Below are 15228 nucleotides of genomic sequence, written 5' to 3'. Positions count from 1 at the left end.
AATCCACTGTCCACCCAGGAACGTTCCGGTGCGGTCAGCTCAGCGCCTTCTCGATGGCCTCGAAGATGTCGGCGTCCGTCTCCTGCTGCCAGGACGGCAGGTCAGGCCAGTCCGCTACATAGCCCGGCTTCGGCTCCTCGAAGTGCTTGAACATCTGTGCCGTCCAGCACGTCGCGACGAACCGGCTCTTCTGCTCGCGGGACAACCTCGACGTGTGGCCACCGCTGATCTCGACGAACTGCCGGACCTGGTCGTAGACCGAGCCTGCGGCCTCGCGCTCCCACTGCGGGGTGTCTTCCCACGGGATGACGTAGCCGGCCTTCGGCTCCCCGGGAAAGTGCTGGTGCACTCCCGCGATCCAGGTTTCCCGGAACAGTCGTGCACCTTCGGTCTGCGGCATGCCTACCCCTCTCGTCACGGCGTGCTCAGCGTGGCGATCTCCGCCCCCAGCTCCGCCACGCGGTGGTCGCGGCTCAAGGGACCGAACTCGTCGCACAGGGCTTGGAGTCTACGGGCGACGTACCCGGACGCGGAGGCTCGGGCCAGGCCGATGGCTTCCCTGCCGTACGCCACAACTTGCTCGACGTCCTGCCGCTTCGCGCCGATGGCGGCCAGGTCGGTGAGCACTGCTCCGCGTCGCCGGTACGACTGCCCGGATGCCAGGGCTGCCTGCTCCAGGGCATCCTTCAAGGCGTTCTCCGCCAGGTCGAGACGGCCGAGCTGTACGTAGCGCGATCCCCGTTCCTCGGCCAGCCGCGCACCATCGAACCGAAGCCATCCACCGTTGACGCTGTCCGCGGTGAGGTCGCGGACGGTCTCCGCCTGATCCATCGCACGCTCGCACGCGTCCAGGTCGCCGAGGCCGGCGTATGCCTCGGCTTGGACGGAAGCGACCCAATACCGAGTCGAGAGGTTGTTGTCCCCCCGGCCGGCCAGTCGCTCGGCCGCGTCGAGCAGCTGCGCCGCCTGGCGGTAGCACTGCTCGGACATGTCCACGTAAGCGTGGCGAACGAGCGCGCATGCCCAAAGGTCGTACGCCTCGGCATCCTTACTGATCGATGCCGCGAGCGAGTACGACGCCGCTGCGTCGGAGTACCGGTTGCTGTCGAACGCAACCTCTCCGGCCAACTGGAAGAGGTCGGAGGCCGCGTTCAGAAGGGGGCGCGCGCTTCCACGGCGGCCCGCCAATGCCTCGTTGAGTGTCGTCAGCTGGTCACGGATGACGGGGTACACGGAGCCCTTGGAGCGGGCCAGTTGATAAACCTGCCAGAGATGGCTGTTCATGCGTGCGAAGTCGGCGGGCACCCCCCGGCGGACGCCCTCGGTGAGGGCCTCGGCCTCCTCGACCGGCAGGGTGGCAAAAACCCCGCTGACAGTCAGTATGCGGAGGAATTCGCGGCGGATCATTTCGTCGGGGTCTCCCGCGCTCGGGGGGTCAATGAACTGGTGCCCTGCGGCCGTCCGGTCTGCGGCTCGTGGCGGTGCCAGGAGAGCGTCCAGCTCTTGGAGACTGACTTCGAGAGCGGCGGCCAAGGACCTTCGCTGGGGCGGCTGAGGAGCGGCTTTGGCGCTTTCCCAGCGTCCGACAGTAGTGCGGTCCACACCGAGTAACTCGGCCAACGTCTCCTGACTGTAGCCCAGGGTCCTGCGTCGTTCCGCGAGTCCCATGGCGCCCCCTTCCCGCGGTTTCGGGGCCTTCAGAGCTCGTGCACGGACCTGCGTCAAGACTGCCGCATGGATGCCGTGGAGACCTCCGACTTCGCGCGCTTTCCTGGATGTTGCCCCAGACGAGCAGCGTGATTCACAAAGGAGTTCGGTCATGACGACGAGAGACGAGACTCTGGCGCGCGAGCCGGACGGTACGGCGCGGACGCGGGGCCTGGGCTCTTCACCCAGAGCCCTCATGACCCTCCGGGTCTCCCACGACTCCGGTCGGACTTGGGGCCAGGTGACAGAGGTACAGGAAGATGAGGGTCCGATGGCCCTCGACAACCCCGGGCGCTTCCCGCCATGCACGTGCCCGCGCTGCACGGACCACTCCCCGCGCCTTGGAGCCTCCTCTCGGGTGAAGTCGTGATGCGGTGCGCGCACTGGCGCCGGGTGCCCCTCGACCTGGCGAGGGAAGCGCGGGAGATGTCGGCCGCCCCGTACGTCGACAGGGCGGTGCAGTGCCAGCTGTCCGCGCACGACGAGGGTGAGCACTTCGGTCTCCTCACCGACGCCTGCGCGTACGGGACCGCGCTGTGGCTCCGCTGGCACGGGACGGACGAGGCGGAACTTGTCGTGGTGTCGGACTGCACGGTGGTCGCCCCGGGTCCTGACGGTGAGGGCTGCTGTCTGTTCGCCGACCACGCCAAACAGCACACGTGGGCAGACGCCCTGGAGGGGTGATTCGACTGAAGGCCGTCCGGCGTCACCGGTGTCCGCGCTCGGCGCGGGGTACCAGTCCGGCCCGTACCGCGCTCATCCTGGCCCGCACCCCCTGGACGGGGACGGCGCCCGCGGGGCCGCAGGAGGCTTCGGGGGCGTTGCCTCGGCAGGTGGCGCAGAGGCCGCCTCGCATCGCTTCCGCGCTGCCGGGTGCGCGGCATTCGCCGCACTCCAGGGCGCGCAGGACGACCCGGGGGGCCGGGGCGGCCTCGCGCACGGGCGGCAGCTTGTCCCGCAGGCGTCGGCCCAGGAGCGCGGCGGCGTGGTGGATGCGTGCGGGCAGGCCCTCGGTCAGGGCGTGCAGGACTTCCGGCTCGGTGGCGCCGCGCTCGAACCACTCGCTGACCTGCGGTTCCAGCGCCACACAGTCCGCCTGCGAGAGCGTGAGCATGGGCGTGTGGCGCCCGAGGGCGGCCAACAGGATGAACGACCGTGAACGGGTGGGGCGTTGGGCCGACTGCCGCTGCGGTACGTCACCCCGGGTAAAGGCGTCCCACCAGTCATCGTCGTGCCAGGTGCGGGAGAAGAACGTCCGGGTGACCCAGATCAGCGCCTCCTCGGTCGCGACGCACTCGCTGCCCCGGCGCAGATGGCCCGCTTCCTGGAGCCGGTTGAGCGTGGTCCGCAGGGCGCACTGCCCGTACGGGAGCATTTTGGCGAGGGTCTTCACGGAGATGTCGGCGCCGTCGCACAAGCCGTCGATGTACGCGGCGACAGCGGCGTCACGGGGCAGGAGATGCGCGAAATCATGGTCGGTGCGCGGGCGTTGCCCGGGCGCCGAACGCTTGCCGTACCCGGGATTGGCCATCGGGTGGTCGAGCGTGGGAACAGGGGCGGGCGCAGAGGAGGGGGCAGCACTAAGCTGGCCGGCAGCCATCAGATCGGGCCTAACGATCGAAGTGGTCAGGCCCCCGTTAGGTGTTTCAGCACCGACGGGGGCCGTCTTGGTCCCACTGACGCTAGAGCGCGGCCACCCTCCGTGGCAAGTCGATCGCAAAAAGTCAACCCTCAAGGCAGGGAGGGTGGGTGGGAACGCAATCCCTCCACCCATTCCGCTGAAAGAGCGCTCGGATCTCGACGCTTGAGCCCCGAGCGTGAGCTGCGGTCAGGGCCTGTCCGGCGCGTGCTCCGATTCCCTTCGGTCCAGGTCGGACATGTCGAGCACGAAGCGGTAGCGGACGTCGTTTCGCCGGAGGCGGTCGAGGGCCGTGTCCACCTGTGCCGACGGGAGCACCTCGACGTCGGCGGCGATGTCGTTGTCGGCGCAGAACTTGAGCATCTCGGCTGTCGCCGGACGGCCTCCGCTGCCCGCCGAACTGAGCTTCTTGCGTCCGATGAGCAGGTCCATGGCCTCGACGGTGACAGGGCCCAGGTACCCGAGGAGGCTGAGGGTGCCGTCCATCGCCACCAGCTTCAGATACGGGGCGAGTTCGTGCGGGGCGGAGATGGTGTCGATGACGACGTCGAAGGTGTCGCGCGCCTCGGCCATCTGCTCGGCATCCGTGGACGCGATGAGGCCGTGGGCGCCGAGCTTGCGGGCGTCGTCGCGCTTGTCCTGCGTGCGGCTGATGACGGTCGTGGTGGCGCCGAGTGCCACCGCCATCTTGACCGCGAGGTGCCCCAGGCCGCCGAGCCCGGCCACGGCGACGCGGCTGCCGGGGCCGACGCCCAGGGAGCGCAGGGGTTCCCAGACGGTGACGCCTGCGCACATCAGCGGGGCGGCCGCGGCCGCGTCGAGGCCGGCGGGGAGCGGGTAGGCGAAGGCGTCGCGCACGACGTACTCACGGGTGTAGCCGCCCAGAGTGGTCGCCCCGTCCTGCCGGTCGGTGCCGCCGTAGGTCAGGGTCGGGAAGGAGTGGCAGAAATTCTCCTGTCCGGCTTCACACATGGCGCACACGCCGCAGGAGTCGATGATGTTGCCCACCGCGACGCGGTCGCCGACCGAGAAGGCCGTCACCTCGGGGCCGGTCCCGGTCACCACGCCGGTGAACTCGTGACCGGGCACCAGGGGTGCCTTCGCGTCCTGGTCATAGGCGTTCAGGGCGTGCAGGTCGGTGTGGCACACGCCGCAGAAGTCGACCCGCACCGCGATGTCGTCCGGGCGCAGGTCTCGGCGGGCCAGCGGCACGCGCCGCAGCGCCGCCGTCGGGCCGGCCGCCTGCCATCCGGTGGTCATGCGCATACCTGACTCCTTAAACAGACTGTTCTGTCTGTCACAGCGTAAGCGCGTCCGCACGCCAAAGCAAACAAACTGTTCTGTTTGGTAGAGTGAGGTCATGCCGGAACTGCCCCAGACCTCGCGAGGCGCCGCGACCTACCAGCGCATCCTGGACGCCGCGACCGAAGAGTTCGCCGAGCACGGCATCGCCGGGGCGCGCATCGAACGCATCGTGGCAGCGGCGCGCACCAACAAGGCCCAGCTCTACGCCTACTTCGGTGACAAGGAACGGCTCTTCGACGCGATCTTCCTCAGCTCGCTGGAGCGCATCACCAACGTCGTGCCCATCGACGCCGACGATCTCGCGGACTGGGCCGTCCGTCTCTACGACGAATACCTGCGCCGCCCCGACCTCATCCGGCTGGCTACCTGGACACGGCTGGAGCGCCGGCCCGACGGGCACCTCGTCGAGACCCGCGCGGACTACCACGACCACAAGCTCACGGCCATCTCCGAGGCGCAGGCCGCCGGGCGGGTCCGCGCGGGCGACCCGTTCGACATCATGGCCATGGTCATCGCCATGTCCATGGCCTGGTCACCGGTCAGCAACGTCTACGCGGCCACCAGCCGGGAACCCGATGACGTACATGATCGGCGTCGCGCCCTGCTCCGGGACTGCGTCCGGCGCGCCGCCTCGGCCGACGCAGCCCCTTAGGGCCTGTCCGGCGGATCATGGGCCCAAGGCCCGTCGCTTCCTCCACTCCTCCTCCACCGGCAGGAGCGACACGCCGGGCATGACACCATCGAACCGTGCTCGACATCGGCTACTCCCTCTCCCGACGCTTCCCCGATCCCCCGCAGACCGACTACCGCCGAGCGGACGTCCACGCGCTGCGCCACGATCTGTTCTCCGGGGACGTCTACCTCGCGGACACCAAGGAGGACCGCGAAGTATCCACAGCCTGGGGATGGGTGCCCGTGCTCGACTTCGCCTGGGCCCTGTGCGACATCGTCGAGCAGATCGACCGCGATCCGCGCGGCAACCGCTCGCACCGCCGCCAGTTCGCCGAACTCGACTTCACCGAGTCCTCCGACCGCATGCTCTTCGAGCGCCGCTTCGGCTGGGTCGACGTCGAGGCCGACTGGATGCCCGCGGAGGAAGCGCCGCTCACCTTCAACCACTCCGTGCTGCGCCGCGAGGCCCGCGACTTCCTGCACGACCTGATCGCCGACCTTGCCGACATGCACGAAGGCCTCGCCGACAACCCCGCGATCTGGGACCTCCAGGCCCGCTTCCCCCGCCTCTGACCGGCCCCCCGGAGGGGGGCAGGCCCTCAGGCCTCCACCCGCACCCCGATCTGCGCCGCGAACGCCGGAGCCAGCTCCATCAGCTGCGACGGGCTGATCACCGCACCCGCCAGCCGCTCCACGCCCCGCGCGATGTCCAGCTCCGCGACCGTGCGCAGATCCACCGACTCCATCCGCACCGCACTGAAGTCGGCCCGCTTCAGCACACAGTCCCGGAACTCCACCCGGTCCAGCTGCGCACCCCCGAAATCCGGCTCGGACAGCACACAGCCCTCGAACACCACGTCCTTCAGCCGCGCCTTCCGCAGATTCAGGTAGTCGATCTTCCCGCCCCGCACGAGCACCCGCTCCAGCACCGCACCGTGCATCTGCACCCCGCCCAGGCGCGCGTCCACGATCTCCACGTCCCGCAGCGACACCCCCGCGAGATCCGTGCCCACCCCCCGTACCCCCGTCAGCACCGAATCGATGAAACGGGCCCTGACCAGCTCCGTACGGTCCAGCGCGCAGCCGTCCAGGGCGCAGTCCATGAACCGGGCACCCGGGCCCGACTCGTCCGCCAGATCCACCGCGTCGAACCGCACACCGTCGTAGTCCCCGTCCGGCTCCAGGCCCCCGCCCCCGTACGGCTCAAGAGGCGGCAGCCGCACCTCCGGACGCCGCGCCGCCGCGATCCCGTCCTTGCCGGACCTGCTCCTGCCGCTCCCCTGACCACTCCCGCTGCTGCGCACCATGCCCCCATCGTGACGCACCCCACTGACAACGCCGCCCTCCTCGGCGACCCGGCACTCAGCGGGCCCTCCGGCCGCACCACACCGATCGGCCCCGCCCTGCGCACCCGCCACCTCCACAGCACCACTTGACCTCAAGCGCGCTTGAGGTCAGAGAGTGGGCTCACCGAGACCCACACCCCGGGGAGCCCACCATGCACGCCGTCCGCCTCCACACCTTCGGCCCCGCCGAGAACCTCACCTACGAGCGCACCGAGGACCCCGTCCCCGCGCCCGGCCAGGTCCGGATCGCCGTCCGCGCAGCCGGCGTACACCTCCTCGACACCGCCCTGCGCCAGGGCATGACCGGGCCGTACCCCGCACCCACCCCACTGCCCACCGTCCCCGGCCGCGAAGTCGCCGGCACCGTCGAATCGCTCGGCGAAGGCACCGACCCGAGCTGGCTCGGCCGGCACGTCGTCGCCCACATCGGCAACGCTCCCGGCGGCTACGCCGAACTCGCCGTCACCGAGGCCGACAAGCTGCACCCCGTACCCGACGGCCTCGACGACGCCGAAGCCGTCGCGATGATCGGCACCGGCCGCACCACCCTCGGCATCCTCGGATTCACCCCGCTCGGACCCGAATCCATCGCCCTGGTCACCGCCGCGGCCGGCGGCATCGGCACCCTGCTCGTCCAGTACGCCAAGAACGCGGGAGCCACCGTCATCGGCCTCGCCGGCGGACCCGCCAAGACCGGCCTCGTCCGCGCCAACGGCGCCGACCTCGCCGTCGACTACACCCTCCCCGACTGGCCCCGCCAGGTCCGCACCCACCTCGACGCCCTCGGCCGCCGCGCCACCGTCGTCTACGACTCCGTCGGCGGCACCACCGCACGCGCCGCCGTCGACCTCCTCGGCAAGGGCGGACAGCACATCGTCTACGGCTGGTCCGGCCAGGGGCTCCACGACGGCCGCCCGCTCACCTTCACCGAGGACGAACTCACCGCCCGCGCCATCACCTCGCAGAGCGTCCTCGGCCCCGCCATGATCCAGCGCGGCGGCGGCCTGCGCGCCCTGGAGACACGCTCCCTCGCCGAGGCCGCCGCCGGCCGCCTGCGCCCCGCCGTCCAGCGCTACCCGCTCGCCGAAGCGGCCGCCGCCCACCGCGCCCTCGAAACCCGCGGCACCACCGGCAAGGTCGTCCTCATCCCCTGATCCCCTGATCCCCAGACCCCCGGACCCCCGGATGTCAGCCCCCGAGCTGCGCCAGCGCCCCGTCCGTCAGCCGGTACACCGTCCACTCGTCCTGCGGGCGCGCACCCAGCGACTCGTAGAACGCGATCGACGGGGCGTTCCAGTTCAGCACCGACCACTCCAGCCGCTCGTAGCCGCGCTCCACACAGATCCGCGCCAACTCGCCCAGCAGCGCCCTCCCGTGCCCGCCGCCGCGCCGCTCGGGACGCACGTACAGATCCTCCAGATAGATGCCGTGCACTCCGCGCCACGTGGAGAAGTTGAGGAACCACAACGCGAAGCCCACCACCTCACCGTCCTCGTCCGACTCGGCGATGTGCGCGTACGCGGCAGGCCGCTCGCCGAACAGCGCCTCGCGCAGCTGCTCCTCGGTGGCGTGCGCCTCGTGCAGCGCCTTCTCGTAATCGGCCAGTTCACGGATCATCGCGTGAAGGGCGGGAACATCAGCGGCAGTAGCGGTACGGATCATGAAGGCAGCGTAAGCAGCACCGCACCGTCCCTCCTACTCCCCTCCCAGCAACCGCCGCGCGATCTCCGCGTGCTCCGGCACCAGCCGCCGCTCACCGCCCTCGGCGCCCCAGCACGCGTTCTGCAGCACCCGCCCCAGCGTCCACGCACGGGCCCGCGCCCGGTCAAGACCCAGCACCTCCGTCATCAGGTCGAACCGCCACCCCACCCCCTCCGCGTCGAACCGGTTGGCCAAGGCCGGAAACAACTCGAAGCCAGGATCACCCGCCAGCGGCTTCGGATCGATCGCCACCCACCGCGCCCCCTCGCCCGCCGGCCAGCCCCTCCCGGCCAGCACATTGCCGAAGTGCAGATCCCAGTGCAGCAGCCGGTCTCCCGGCTCCCCCGCCACCTCCCGCACCGCCGCCGCGCAGTCCGCCAGCAGCCGCCGCTCCGCCGCATCAGCCAGCAGCCCCGCCGCGCCCGGCGCCGCCGCCAGCATCGACTCCGCCGCCTCGCCGAGCCCCCGGAAACCGCCCGACCGCGGAGCCCGTACCGCCGTCAGCCCCGCCAGCAGCTCCGCGATGATCCGCACCGCCTCCCGCACATCCGCCATCCCCGACAGGGAACGGTGCCCGTCCAGCCGCTCCAGCAACATCGCCCCCGACGCCGCGTCATGGTCCAGCAACCCCACCGCACCGGCCGACGTCTCACCCCACACCCGCAGCGCGACCGGCTCCCCCACCGTCTCCGCGTCCACCGACTGCAGCTTCAGCGCGGCAGGGCGCCCGTCCGCCACCCGCACCACCGGAAGGACCAGCGCACACACCCCGTACAGCGCCTCGCCGTCCCGGCGCAGCCCCCACCGTTCGAGGAACTCCGCGGCCATCCCCGGCAACGCGGCAAGGAACGCCCGCCCGGCCGCACCGTTGTACTTGGACTGAGTGGCGATCAGCGCATCCGGAATGTCAATCACGCCCCCGATCGTAGGAGCGTGCGTCAATCGGTTATGACCCCGAGCCACCCCGCCCCTCCCACGCGGCCCCGCTCCGCACCCGCCACGTGGATCCGCGGCGTCGGCTCATGGATCCGCAGCGCCCCCGGCACCTACCTCTGGCTGACGGCCCTCTTCGTCACCACCGTGATCGTCCACCAGATGTCACCGGCCTTCGAGGAGGACTTCCTCCGCCAGCGTTCCACCAACATCCACGAGCTCTCCCAGAACCCCGTACGCGTCCTGATCAGCAGCGCCTTCTGGATCGACGGCGGCGAATGGCTCCCCTACGCCGTGCTCTACACCGTCTTCCACGCCCCCGCCGAGCGCCGGCTCGGCACCCTGCGCTGGCTCACCGTCGTGGCCGCCGCCCACGTCCTGGCCACCCTCGTCAGCGAGGGCGTCCTGGCCTGGGCGATCCGGCACGGCCACGCACCGGAGACCGCCGCCAACACCCTGGACGTCGGCGTCAGTTACGCGCTCGCGGGCGTCGTCGCCGTGCTCACCTACTACGTCCCGCGGCCCTGGCGGTACGTCTACCTCTTCGCCGTCCTCGTCATCTACGGCGTCCCCCTCGTCACCCGCGCCACCTTCACCGACGTCGGCCACTTCACCTCCGTACTCATCGGCCTCGCCTGCTACCCGCTCACCCGCAACCGGCACAAGACGAAACCCGCCCCCGCCCAGTAACGTCCCGCCACACAGGCTCACCGGCGGACAGCCATCACACGGCCAGCCGGCCATACGGACAAGCAGGGGCAAAATGAGCACCGTCAGCACCGCGAACGGCGGCATATCCTTCTGGTACGCGGACCAGGGCACCCCCACACCCCGCGAGCCCCTGCCCGGTGACACCACGGCCGACATCTGCATCGTCGGCGGCGGATACACCGGACTCTGGACGGCGTACTACCTCAAGAAGGCCGTCCCCTTCCTCAACATCACCGTCCTGGAAGCCAAGTTCTGCGGCTACGGCGCATCCGGACGCAACGGCGGCTGGCTCTACAACGGCATCGCAGGACGCGACCGCTACGCGAAACTCCACGGCCACGAAGCAGCCGTCCGCCTCCAGCAGTCGATGAACGACACCGTCACCGAGGTCATCCGGGTCGCCGCCGACGAGAAGATCGACGCCGACATCCACCGGGGCGGCGTCCTCGAAGTCGCCTGCACTCCGGCCCAGCTGGCCCGCCTCAAGGGCTTCCACTCCGCGGAGATCGCCTTCGGCGAGAGTGACCGCACCCTGCACGGCGCCCGCGAGACCGCCGAACGCGTCCGCGTCACCGGCGCCGTCGGCTCCACCTGGACCCCGCACGGCGCCCGTCTGCACCCCGCGAAACTCGTCAAGGGCCTCGCGGACACCGTGGAAGCCCTCGGCGTCACGATCCACGAGTCGACCCCCGTCACCGAGATCAAGCCCAAACACGCCGTCACCCCCTACGGCACGGTCCGCGCCCCGTACGTCCTGCGCTGCACCGAAGGCTTCACCGCGGGCCTCAAGGGCCAGAAGCGCACCTGGCTCCCGATGAACTCCTCCATGATCGTCACCGAGCCCCTCGACGACTCCCTCTGGGACACCATCGGCTGGAACGGCCGCGAAACCCTCGGCGACATGGCCCACGCGTACATGTACGCCCAGCGCACCGCCGACAACCGCATCGCACTCGGCGGCCGGGGCGTCCCCTACCGCTACGGCTCGGCCACCGACAACGACGGACGCACCCGGCCCGCCACCGTCGAGGCCCTGCGCGACCTGCTCGTCCGCCTCTTCCCCACCACCGCCGGCACCCGCATCGCCCACGCCTGGTCCGGCGTCCTCGGCGTCCCCCGCGACTGGTGCGCCACCGTCACCCTCGACCGCTCCACCGGCCTCGGCTGGGCCGGCGGCTACGTCGGCTCCGGGGTCGCCACCACCAACCTCGCCGCCCGCACCCTGCGCGACCTGATCCAGCAGGACTCCGGCCAGTCCGGCCCCACCGACCTGACCACCCTCCCCTGGGTCAACCACCGCGTCCGCCGCTGGGAACCCGAACCCTTCCGCTGGCTCGGCGTCCACGGCATGTACGCCGCCTACCGGGCAGCCGACCGCCGCGAACGCACCTCACCCCGCCCGGGCACGGACCCGATCGCGAAGTTCGCGGACCGGGTGGCGGGACGGGGCTGAGCCATGACTTCTCCTGCAACCGCAGGCCGCCCCTTCGACGCCGTGCTGTGCGACCTCGACAACGTGATCCGCTTCTACGACACGACGCGGCTGACCGAGCTCGAACACGCGGCGGGCCTGACACCGGGAACGACCACGGACGTGGCCTACGCCCCGGAGACGGACCTGCCCCTCCTGCTGGGCAGGATCACCCAGCAGGAGTGGATCGAATCCATCGTCCGCGCGCTGCCGGACGAGCTCCCCGAACCCCGGGCCCGCGCACTCGCGACGGCACTCGCCGAAGCCCCGTTCCGGGCCGACGACGCAGTGGTGTGCCTGCTGCGCCACGTACGGGCGCACCTGCCCGTGGTCCTGGTGACGAACGCGACCCTGGAACTGGAGCGGGACCTGGCGTCGTTGGGCCTGACGGATCTCGCGGACCACGTCGTCAGCAGCGCCCGCGTGGGCGTCGCCAAGCCGGACCGGGAGATCTACGACATCGCGGCCGCGCGGGCGGGCGTCGCACCGGAGCGGTGCCTCTTCGTGGACGACCGACTGGAGAACGTCGAAGCCGCGCGGGCCATGGGGATGACCGGGGTTCACTATCGCGAGCCTTCGGATCTCAGGACGGCGCTGAGCTTCCTGCCGAGGATCCAGGCCGGATCGGCATAAAAAGCCCAGGCCGACTAGATGTCGGCCTGGGGATTGAGCCCCCTATCGGATTCGAACCGATGACCTACGCATTACAAGTGCGTTGCTCTGGCCAGCTGAGCTAAGGAGGCATCGCGCACGCCGGAAGCACGCGCGCGAGCCCTCACTCTACACAGCGCCCCATCCACCCATCCAAGAAGTTTCACCCCTGCTCACGGGGCACGGACCGCAGTCCGTCCAGGGTGAGGTCGAGAAGGCGTTCAGCCTGTTCCCGCTGGTCGGGGCCGGCCGAGGTGAGGGCGATTCCCGCGAGGGCGGCGAACATGTCGGTCGCGGTGATGTCGGACCGGATCACACCGGCCGCGGTGCCTGCGTCCATGAGGGACGACAGGGCCTCCTGGATCATCCGATGGCTGTCGGCGTACGGGTTGGCACCGGAGGCGACGACGGCGCGGAGCGCCTCGGCCATGCCGAGCTTGGCGGTGGCGTAGTCGATGAAGCGGCGCGTCCAGGCGCGCAGTGCCTCGCCGGGCTCCATGGCGGCCAGGAGTGCGGGGACGGAGTCGCACAGGCGGGAGACCTCGTTGCGGTACGCCGCCTCGATCAGGGCCTCCCGGGTGGGGAAGTTGCGGTAGAGGGTGCCCGTTCCCACGCCCGCCTCCTTGGCGATGCGCTCGAAGTGGGCGTCCAGCCCCTCCTCGGTGAACACGCGTACCGCCGCGGCCAGGATCTTGTCCCGGTTGCGTTGGGCGTCGGCCCTCAGCGGGCGTCCTGCGGCTGGGGACATCAACGGCTCTCCCTGCTCTCCATTTGCTAAGTGGAGGCGGCTCCACTTAGTGTGGGTGAAAGTGGCGGCGCCTCCACTTTCACTCTAGGGCATGACCGGGGCAGTGACCCCGGCCTGCCCTCCCCTCTCTGGAAGGACTGCCGGTCATGTCGGAAAACGAAGGCATCGAAGGCAAGGTCGTGGCCATCACCGGCGCCGGCAGCGGCATCGGCGAAGCGACCGCGCTCCTGCTCGCCGCGCGCGGCGCGAAGGTCGTCCTCGGAGCGCGCCGTGCGGAGCGCCTGGAGGCCCTGGCCGCCCGCATCGAGGAGGCCGGCGGGGAAGCCGTCCGGGTCCGTACGGACGTGAAGAGGCGCGAGGACCTGACCGGTCTCGTCGCGCTGGCACGCGAACGGTTCGGCAAACTCGACGTCCTCGTCAGCAATGCCGGGGTGGGCCCGATCTCCCCTCTCGACGACCTCCGCGTCGAGGAGTGGGAGGAGATGATCGACGTCAACCTCAAGGGCGTGCTGTACGGGATCGCCGCCGCACTGCCCGTGTTCCGGGAACAGGGCTTCGGCCACTTCATCAACACCGTGTCCACCGCGGGGCTGCGCATCGTCCCCCTCCAGGCGGTGTACGCCGGCACGAAGAACGCCGTGCGCACCATCTCCGAGGGTCTGCGCCAGGAGGCCGGCGACAGCCTGCGCGTCACCGTCGTCTCACCGGGCTTCGTCCGCACCGAGTTCGCCGACTCCATGTCGGACCCCGGGGTCAGGGCCCAGATCATGGAGAAGATGGAGAAGATCGCGATCCCGCCGGATGCGGTGGCCCGCGCCATCGCCTTCGCCGTCGAGCAGCCCGACGGCGTCGACGTGGGCGACATCGTCGTCCGCCCCACCGCGCAGGACTGAGGGCCGTCCCGCAGCCGCCTCCCACCCGGATCGAGCCCGGGGAATTCGTGGCCCAAGAACTACTGACAGATTCGACATGGCCGGGTAGCGTCCAGGCAGGTTCACTCAAGTGGACCAGACCACTCCCTTACAACGGATCGTCCGGCACGTTCCTGCCGGTGAAGGAGAAGATTCCGCATGGCCAGTGTCACGTTCGACAAGGCGTCCCGCGTATACCCCGGCTCCACGAAGCCCGCGGTCGACCAGCTCGAGATCGACATCGAGGACGGCGAGTTCCTCGTCCTCGTCGGTCCCTCCGGTTGCGGCAAGTCGACCTCCCTGCGCATGCTCGCGGGTCTCGAGGACGTCAACGGCGGTTCGATCCGCATCGGCGACCGCGACGTCACGCACCTGCCGCCGAAGGACCGGGACATCGCGATGGTGTTCCAGAACTACGCGCTCTACCCGCACATGTCCGTCGCGGACAACATGGGCTTCGCGCTGAAGATCGCCGGTATCAACAAGACCGAGATCCGGGCGAAGGTCGAAGAGGCCGCCAAGATGCTGGACCTCACCGACTACCTCGACCGCAAGCCGAAGGCGCTCTCCGGTGGTCAGCGTCAGCGTGTCGCGATGGGCCGTGCCATCGTCCGTGAGCCGCAGGTCTTCCTCATGGACGAGCCGCTGTCGAACCTCGACGCCAAGCTCCGTGTCTCCACCCGTACGCAGATCGCCTCGCTCCAGCGCCGTCTGGGCATCACGACCGTGTACGTCACGCACGACCAGGTCGAGGCCCTGACCATGGGTGACCGTGTCGCGGTCCTCAAGGACGGTCTGCTCCAGCAGGTCGACTCGCCGCGCAACATGTACGACAAGCCGGCGAACCTCTTCGTGGCCGGCTTCATCGGCTCCCCGGCCATGAACCTGGTCGAGGTCCCGATCACCGACGGTGGCGTGAAGTTCGGCAACAGCGTCGTCCCGGTCTCCCGCGAGGCGCTCACCGCCGCCGCGGACCGCGGCGACACGACCGTCACGGTCGGCATCCGTCCCGAGCACTTCGACATCGTCGAGCACGGCGGCTCCGCCGCGAAGTCCCTCACCAAGGACTCCGCCGACGCCCCCGCCGGTCTGGCCGTCTCGGTCAACGTCGTCGAGGAGCTCGGCGCCGACGGCTTCGTCTACGGCTCCGCCGAGGTCGGCACCCAGGACAAGGACCTCGTCGTCCGCGTCGGCGGCCGTGCCGTCCCGGAGAAGGGCACCAAGCTGCACGTCGTGCCCCGCCCGGACGAGCTGCACGTCTTCGCGACCTCGACGGGTGAGCGCCTCACCGGCTGATCCCGCACCACCCGCCGTACGCCGTCGGGCCCCCCCGGTGAACCGGGGGGGGCCGCGCCGGGGGCGGGGGGGGCGGGGGGGGTTGGGGGGGGGTTGGTGGGCCGGGGGCCAATTACCCGGCCACACGGGCGATGAGT

Annotated in this window: 17 protein-coding genes and 1 tRNA gene; 9 read left to right on the top strand and 9 right to left on the bottom strand. The window is 70.3% G+C overall.

The window, feature by feature from the left end; translation table 11 throughout:
• Window positions 1–34: 34 nt before the first annotated feature.
• Together ACFVW8_RS02275 and ACFVW8_RS02270 are read right to left on the bottom strand one after the other, a co-directional pair.
• Entirely contained in the window at window positions 35–400 is a 366-nt protein-coding gene (locus ACFVW8_RS02275; protein WP_389685664.1) for a hypothetical protein, read from the bottom strand.
• Window positions 401–414: 14 nt separating this feature from the next.
• A complete protein-coding gene (locus tag ACFVW8_RS02270; protein WP_389685663.1) occupies window positions 415–1668 on the bottom strand; it encodes a helix-turn-helix transcriptional regulator in 1254 nt (417 codons plus the stop codon).
• Window positions 1669–2010: 342 nt separating this feature from the next.
• Here ACFVW8_RS02270 and ACFVW8_RS02265 point away from each other — a divergent pair, with 342 nt between their 5' ends.
• Window positions 2011–2391 (top strand): hypothetical protein, encoded by a 381-nt coding sequence (locus ACFVW8_RS02265; protein WP_389685662.1) that lies wholly within the window; start codon window positions 2011–2013, stop codon window positions 2389–2391.
• A gap of 22 nt (window positions 2392–2413) precedes the next feature.
• Here the strand turns inward: ACFVW8_RS02265 and ACFVW8_RS02260 are convergent, their stop codons facing one another.
• Together ACFVW8_RS02260 and ACFVW8_RS02255 are read right to left on the bottom strand one after the other, a co-directional pair.
• Window positions 2414–3238: a hypothetical protein gene (locus ACFVW8_RS02260; RefSeq protein ID WP_389685661.1), complete on the bottom strand. Its 825-nt coding sequence runs from the start codon at window positions 3236–3238 to the stop codon at window positions 2414–2416.
• A 297-nt stretch (window positions 3239–3535) separates the two neighbouring features.
• Window positions 3536–4612, bottom strand: a complete 1077-nt coding sequence (locus ACFVW8_RS02255; RefSeq protein WP_389685660.1) for an NAD(P)-dependent alcohol dehydrogenase — start codon at window positions 4610–4612, stop codon at window positions 3536–3538.
• A gap of 94 nt (window positions 4613–4706) precedes the next feature.
• Between ACFVW8_RS02255 and ACFVW8_RS02250 the strand changes: the two genes are divergently transcribed.
• Window positions 4707–5303 (top strand): TetR family transcriptional regulator, encoded by a 597-nt coding sequence (locus ACFVW8_RS02250; RefSeq protein WP_389685659.1) that lies wholly within the window; start codon window positions 4707–4709, stop codon window positions 5301–5303.
• A gap of 95 nt (window positions 5304–5398) precedes the next feature.
• Window positions 5399–5896: a hypothetical protein gene (locus tag ACFVW8_RS02245; RefSeq protein ID WP_362959492.1), complete on the top strand. Its 498-nt coding sequence runs from the start codon at window positions 5399–5401 to the stop codon at window positions 5894–5896.
• A gap of 26 nt (window positions 5897–5922) precedes the next feature.
• Here ACFVW8_RS02245 and ACFVW8_RS02240 read toward each other — a convergent pair whose 3' ends face one another.
• Complete coding sequence (locus ACFVW8_RS02240; protein ID WP_389685658.1) at window positions 5923–6630, bottom strand: pentapeptide repeat-containing protein; 708 nt, start codon at window positions 6628–6630, stop codon at window positions 5923–5925.
• 191 nt (window positions 6631–6821) lie between these two features.
• Between ACFVW8_RS02240 and ACFVW8_RS02235 the strand changes: the two genes are divergently transcribed.
• Window positions 6822–7823 carry a zinc-binding dehydrogenase gene (locus tag ACFVW8_RS02235; protein ID WP_389685657.1) on the top strand — a complete coding sequence of 334 codons (1002 nt, stop codon included), beginning with the start codon at window positions 6822–6824 and terminating at the stop codon, window positions 7821–7823.
• A gap of 34 nt (window positions 7824–7857) precedes the next feature.
• On the opposite strand, the gene ACFVW8_RS02230 is transcribed toward ACFVW8_RS02235, so the two are convergent.
• Both ACFVW8_RS02230 and ACFVW8_RS02225 read right to left on the bottom strand, forming a co-directional pair.
• Window positions 7858–8331, bottom strand: coding sequence for a GNAT family N-acetyltransferase (locus ACFVW8_RS02230; RefSeq protein ID WP_389685656.1), 474 nt, complete (start codon window positions 8329–8331; stop codon window positions 7858–7860).
• 33 nt (window positions 8332–8364) lie between these two features.
• Window positions 8365–9285 carry an aminoglycoside phosphotransferase family protein gene (locus ACFVW8_RS02225; protein WP_389685655.1) on the bottom strand — a complete coding sequence of 307 codons (921 nt, stop codon included), beginning with the start codon at window positions 9283–9285 and terminating at the stop codon, window positions 8365–8367.
• A gap of 33 nt (window positions 9286–9318) precedes the next feature.
• On the opposite strand from ACFVW8_RS02225, the gene ACFVW8_RS02220 reads away from it, so the two are divergent.
• The 3 genes from ACFVW8_RS02220 (at window position 9319) to ACFVW8_RS02210 (ending at window position 12118) form a co-directional block, all read left to right on the top strand.
• On the top strand, window positions 9319–9993 hold the full coding sequence (locus ACFVW8_RS02220) for a rhomboid-like protein (protein ID WP_389685691.1): 675 nt from the start codon (window positions 9319–9321) through the stop codon (window positions 9991–9993).
• A gap of 73 nt (window positions 9994–10066) precedes the next feature.
• Window positions 10067–11467 carry an NAD(P)/FAD-dependent oxidoreductase gene (locus tag ACFVW8_RS02215; protein WP_389685654.1) on the top strand — a complete coding sequence of 467 codons (1401 nt, stop codon included), beginning with the start codon at window positions 10067–10069 and terminating at the stop codon, window positions 11465–11467.
• A gap of 3 nt (window positions 11468–11470) precedes the next feature.
• A complete protein-coding gene (locus tag ACFVW8_RS02210; RefSeq protein WP_389685653.1) occupies window positions 11471–12118 on the top strand; it encodes an HAD-IA family hydrolase in 648 nt (215 codons plus the stop codon).
• A gap of 36 nt (window positions 12119–12154) precedes the next feature.
• Here ACFVW8_RS02210 and ACFVW8_RS02205 read toward each other — a convergent pair.
• Both ACFVW8_RS02205 and ACFVW8_RS02200 read right to left on the bottom strand, forming a co-directional pair.
• Window positions 12155–12228, bottom strand: a tRNA-Thr gene (locus tag ACFVW8_RS02205).
• A gap of 71 nt (window positions 12229–12299) precedes the next feature.
• Entirely contained in the window at window positions 12300–12884 is a 585-nt protein-coding gene (locus ACFVW8_RS02200) for a TetR/AcrR family transcriptional regulator (RefSeq protein WP_389685652.1), read from the bottom strand.
• Window positions 12885–13030: 146 nt separating this feature from the next.
• Here ACFVW8_RS02200 and ACFVW8_RS02195 point away from each other — a divergent pair, with 146 nt between their 5' ends.
• Both ACFVW8_RS02195 and ACFVW8_RS02190 read left to right on the top strand, forming a co-directional pair.
• Window positions 13031–13777 carry an SDR family oxidoreductase gene (locus ACFVW8_RS02195; protein WP_389685651.1) on the top strand — a complete coding sequence of 249 codons (747 nt, stop codon included), beginning with the start codon at window positions 13031–13033 and terminating at the stop codon, window positions 13775–13777.
• A gap of 177 nt (window positions 13778–13954) precedes the next feature.
• Window positions 13955–15091 (top strand): ABC transporter ATP-binding protein, encoded by a 1137-nt coding sequence (locus ACFVW8_RS02190; RefSeq protein WP_389685650.1) that lies wholly within the window; start codon window positions 13955–13957, stop codon window positions 15089–15091.
• Window positions 15092–15228: the final 137 nt, after the last annotated feature.

The organism is Streptomyces sp. NPDC058221 (assembly GCF_042882365.1).
In the GTDB taxonomy this organism is placed as follows: Bacteria; Actinomycetota; Actinomycetes; order Streptomycetales; family Streptomycetaceae; genus Streptomyces.
This window is presented reverse-complemented; position numbering and strand designations above follow the sequence as displayed.